The sequence below is a fragment of the Metabacillus sp. 84 genome, assembly GCF_050107715.1.
Classification (GTDB): domain Bacteria; phylum Bacillota; class Bacilli; order Bacillales; family Bacillaceae; genus Metabacillus_B.
Genome location: NZ_JBNILN010000044.1, coordinates 1 through 254, shown reverse-complemented (window position 1 = coordinate 254; position 254 = coordinate 1). Strand labels below are relative to the sequence as shown.

General features: G+C 37.8%; 1 protein-coding gene and 1 pseudogene. Both read right to left on the bottom strand.

What is annotated here, in order from left to right; all coding sequences use genetic code 11:
- Positions 1 to 89, bottom strand: a pseudogene (locus ACQCV8_RS20250) (transposase); the annotation flags it as partial.
- Positions 90 to 94: 5 nt separating this feature from the next.
- Positions 95 to 254 (bottom strand): transposase (locus ACQCV8_RS20245; protein WP_426847228.1); only part of this gene is annotated, 160 nt, incomplete at its 5' end.

The following is a 254-nucleotide window of genomic DNA, read 5'->3' as shown; positions in this document are numbered from 1 at the left end:
TCAATATACTCTTTGCTCATATTGCATAAGATAGAAGCCTGTTCTTTTGTAGGAAGCAATTTGATTTTGACTGTGATGGTTTGTGACAGATCATTCACCCCCTTGTTTTTTGTTGTTCGACATAACGTTTTATCGTTTCACTCGACACATTTCCTGCGGTAGAAACAAAATAGGAACGTGTCCATAGACTCGGCAAGTGTTGAAGGTGAGGAAATTCCTCTCTCAACTTTTTAGAAGTCACTCCTTTGATTTTT